This window comes from uncultured Campylobacter sp., from assembly GCF_938045405.1.
GTDB lineage: Bacteria > Campylobacterota > Campylobacteria > Campylobacterales > Campylobacteraceae > Campylobacter_B.
This window is the reverse complement of sequence record NZ_CALIMW010000252.1, coordinates 1-2,339: the sequence shown is the minus strand read 5'-3', so window position 1 is coordinate 2,339 and position 2,339 is coordinate 1. Positions and strand designations below refer to the sequence as shown.

Genomic DNA, 2,339 nt, shown 5'->3' with positions numbered 1-2,339 from the left:
CCGGCACGGAGGCAATTAAAAATTCAAATTCATTTTCTATCATATTAAAATCCTAAAAATTATTTGATTATGGGTTTAAAAACCCCATAAATTCACCACTATCAATATTCATCCTTATTCCGCCATTTTTGCTCCTGTAATCTTTGATATTTGCTTTATATTTAGGGCTATAATATGATTTAACTTCTAACTTAGAGTCCGTTAAAATTTTTTTAACTAATTTTATGCCTTCAGAATTCTTTACTGCGGCATTCCCTTTGACTTTTTCAATTATATCCCCTGACCTATCGCCGTGTTTTTGTATTGCTCTACCAGCCTTAGTTAACTTATTTCTATCAAGTTGATTTGCAGCATCTAACACATAAATCATTTCGTCTTGAGTAATTTTTATATTATTACTTAAAATAGCTTCGCTAATAGCCGCCGGAGCTTTTACAGATCCCGTGCCCGTGGTCTCACCGACAGTCGTTGAAAGTTTTGTAGCCCCTGCGCCTTCGGCGGTACCGACATCTCCTGCCTTATGGATATTTTTACCTTTTTTTAGAATACTTCCGATTGTTCCGCCGGCTATGGTCGGCGCAATATTTCCTGCTATCTCTCCACGTTTTTGGTCTCTACCTTGTTTATCACCTAAAAAATCATCTAGATTTGCTTCTTCATGTGTTTTATGTGAATTCTCTCCGAAATTAAATCCTGATTTAAAAGGATTTAAAATTCCTATCGCGGTAGCTTTTAAAAATTCTGAAGTATTATTAGTGGCTTCATTAGCTAAATCTTTAAACGGCTTTGTAAAACCATCAGCGAAATTTTTAATACTATCGGCTAAACCCGAGAACGAGAAAGTATCTGCTGGATTATCTATTTTGAGGTATTTTTCATAGAATTTCTTATTTCTAGAATACCCTTTCAAATTTGAATACCTATCGTTATATTGCTCTTTGAACGCCCAACCTATACCACTAAATTCATTATCATCATAAGTAGGGATGATTCTTGAATAATCTATTTTGGATTTTAAAAAGTCTTGAGCCTCTAGATATTCAAAAGCTTCCTCCGTATCCAAATTAGTCTCATACATATCGTTTGCATCTTTGTCTACTAAACCATAGAATGCTTTAGATACTATAGCGGTTCCCTTTTCTAGAGGTATATTCTTTTTTTCCGAGTAAATTTTAGATAGTTCATATATTTTATGTACCTCTTCATCAAGTAACTGCCTATTCGCTCCCTTCTGTTTATCCAGTCTAGAGAATTCTTTATTGTTGCTTGCGTAGTAGTTTTGATTAATGCTACTTGGATTATTTATCTTAGCAGAGCCATAGCCTGCGCCGTATGAGCTAAGAGCATATCCGTAGTATCTAGCTACTGCGTTTCCGAAATTCTGTGAATAGGTCGAATGATCGTCTTCGTTTTGGAGGAAGTTTATGCCTCTTTGATGATCCATAGCTCTTTGGCTTTCTGTAGCGGAGGTAGCGACTAGATCCTTTGTGCTTTCATTGTTTTTTATATTGATATAGCTGCGCCCGGTCTGCAAGGAGTAAAAGCCCATTATCTGCTTACCGTCTCTACCAGATAATGGGGTGGTAGCCAATAGGAGAGCACATAAAGAGATAATGATAAATTTCATTTAATATTTCCCCTTTTTTACCCTAAACTATAAATTTCCTCTTATATGCAAATACTTTTTAATAGTTCCATTTTCATCACTGCGGTATATTATCTCATAATCTTTTTTTGTAGTCTCTATTATGTATTTTAATATTTCTTCGTCAACATCATCTTCTATTGCCAAGTTTTTTTCTAAGATATACTTTGTAATACTCCCGTAAAGTCTATAGAAAATTTGCCAATCGAATTTAGCTTTAATTCTACTAAGTAATATCACTTTGCATTCTGTACTTGGATTGTTATATGCGAATTTATTAAAATATTCCATAATAGTACAGCAATCATTATTAAGGCTTTTTCGTATATTATAAACTAAAAATATAGAACATAGAATAATAAAAACAACTAAAATTTTTTTATAAATTTTACACATAATCAACCTACTATTTTGGATCATATCTTTTGCTGCTTGCTCCAAAGTCAGGCATATTTATAAATGGGATATACTCGTTATAGAGATATTCCCCAGTTGTACCATAAACTGGAACCTTTAATATATTCGCGACCTGTTGAGCTATAGAATTTTCATTATTTGCTTTTTCGCCCAACCCAGAATAACAAACATCTAATCTTATATATTTTATATCTCTACCATTGGCTCTAATCCATTTTCTATGGCTTCTTATCATATTTGCTACGTCTTCTGCCGATAGTATTTTGGCCATCCCGAC

The 2,339-nt window shown here is 33.7% G+C and carries 3 protein-coding genes; all 3 read right to left on the bottom strand.

Annotated features, from left to right (window positions below; genetic code table 11):
- Window positions 1-67: 67 nt before the first annotated feature.
- Window positions 68-1,627, bottom strand: a complete 1,560-nt coding sequence (locus Q0140_RS10615) for a hypothetical protein (protein WP_297964409.1) — start codon at window positions 1,625-1,627, stop codon at window positions 68-70.
- A gap of 27 nt (window positions 1,628-1,654) precedes the next feature.
- A complete protein-coding gene (locus Q0140_RS10610) occupies window positions 1,655-2,065 on the bottom strand; it encodes a hypothetical protein (protein WP_297964407.1) in 411 nt (136 codons plus the stop codon).
- The coding region (locus tag Q0140_RS10605; RefSeq protein ID WP_297964405.1) for a hypothetical protein at window positions 2,052-2,339 on the bottom strand (288 nt) is incomplete at its 5' end. The genes Q0140_RS10610 and Q0140_RS10605, both read right to left, overlap by 14 nt.